This is a genomic window from Promicromonospora kroppenstedtii DSM 19349 (assembly GCF_000515355.1).
GTDB lineage: Bacteria > Actinomycetota > Actinomycetes > Actinomycetales > Cellulomonadaceae > Promicromonospora > Promicromonospora kroppenstedtii.
This window is the reverse complement of record NZ_KI911653.1, coordinates 54,368-55,771: the sequence shown is the minus strand read 5'-3', so window position 1 is coordinate 55,771 and position 1,404 is coordinate 54,368. Positions and strand designations below refer to the sequence as shown.

The 1,404-nt window shown below is 75.3% G+C and carries 2 protein-coding genes; one reads left to right on the top strand and one right to left on the bottom strand.

Annotated elements, in window-relative coordinates; translation table 11 throughout:
* The first annotated feature begins 225 nt into the window (after window positions 1-225).
* Window positions 226-609 (top strand): TIGR03618 family F420-dependent PPOX class oxidoreductase, encoded by a 384-nt coding sequence (locus PROKR_RS10520; RefSeq protein WP_036962888.1) that lies wholly within the window; start codon window positions 226-228, stop codon window positions 607-609.
* Between the two features lie 14 nt (window positions 610-623).
* Here PROKR_RS10520 and PROKR_RS10515 read toward each other — a convergent pair.
* Window positions 624-1,404: ABC transporter ATP-binding protein (locus tag PROKR_RS10515; protein ID WP_157602006.1), on the bottom strand; the 781-nt coding region annotated here is incomplete at its 5' end.

The following is a 1,404-nucleotide window of genomic DNA, read 5'->3' as shown; positions in this document are numbered from 1 at the left end:
ACCTGGGCCGGGAGTGCATGCGCCTGACCGGGCTCACCCCGCGCCGGCTGCTCGGCGGCCGCGCCGACCGGTGCGCGTGCGACCACGAGCACGCGGCGTCCTACCGGCCGTTCCTCGCCGCCCGACGCCGGACGCCTCTGCTCGCCTGAGCATGCGCGTTTCGTTCAAGACGGGCCGGCGCCCGGCTCCTAGGTTGGACGCACCACCCCTCTGAAGGAGCCCGATATGCTCGAACCCGCAGTCCGCCGCGTCCTCGACGGCACCTCGATCGCCCACGTCGCCACGGTCCTGCCGGACGGCGCGCCGCACGCCGCCCCGGTGTTCGTCGGCACCCACGGCGACCGGATCGTGTTCTTCACCGGCCCCACCATGCGCAAGGCACGCAACCTGCGCCGCGACCCGCGCGTGGCGCTGTCGGTCGCGCCCGTCGACAACCCGTTCGAGCCCGTCGTCGTCCGCGGCCGGGTCGTCGAGTGGCTCGACGGCGACGCGGGCTGGGCGATCGTCGACGAGCTCGCCCGTAAGTACACCGGCGCGCCGTACTCCCGCGAGCAGGAACGCGTCGTGGCAGTGATCGAGCCCGAGCGGCAGCACGTCGGCGTCGGCTGAGCGTCGTCGGCCCCTCAGAGCCGGACGGCGTCCCGGAGCTGCCGCGCGTACGGGTGCTCGGCGTCGTCGAAGACGCTCGACGCCGGGCCCCGCTCCACGATGCGGCCCTCCTGCATCACCGCCAGGTCGTCGCTCATGTGCAGGGCGACGCCGAGGTCGTGCGTGATCAGCAGGTATGCGAGGTCTCGCTCGCGCTGGAGCCGGTCCAGGAGGTCGAGCACCTGCGCCTGGACCGAGACGTCGAGCGCCGAGACCGGCTCGTCCAGGACCAGCACCCGGGGCTCGGCCGCGAGCGCCCGCGCGACGGAGACGCGCTGCCGCTGCCCGCCGGAGAGGTGCAGCGGACGGCGTGCGGCCGTCCCGGGGTCAAGGCCTACCGTGTCGAGCAGGTCCGCGATCTGCGCGCGCACGGGTCCGGGGCGGAGCGACCGGCCGCGGGTGATGGCGTCGGCCAGGACGGCGCCGACCGTCCAGCGCGGGTCGAACGAGCTCAGGGCGTCCTGGAACACCGCGCCGATCAGGTGCCGGCGCGGACGGCGCCGGGCTTCCGGGAGCGGGTTCCAGGGCTCGCCGAGCAGCGTGACCTCGCCGGCGTCGGGGTGCTCGAGCCCGAGCAGGAGCCGCGCGGTGGTGGACTTGCCCGAGCCGGACTCGCCGACCAGCCCGAGGGTGCGGCCCGCGCGGAGCGTGAACGACACGTCGTCGGCGGCGACGATCTCCCGCCCCCCGACGTGGAACACCCGCGACAACCCGCGAGCCTCGACGAGCGCCTCGCCCTCGCCCCCGGCCGGCCCG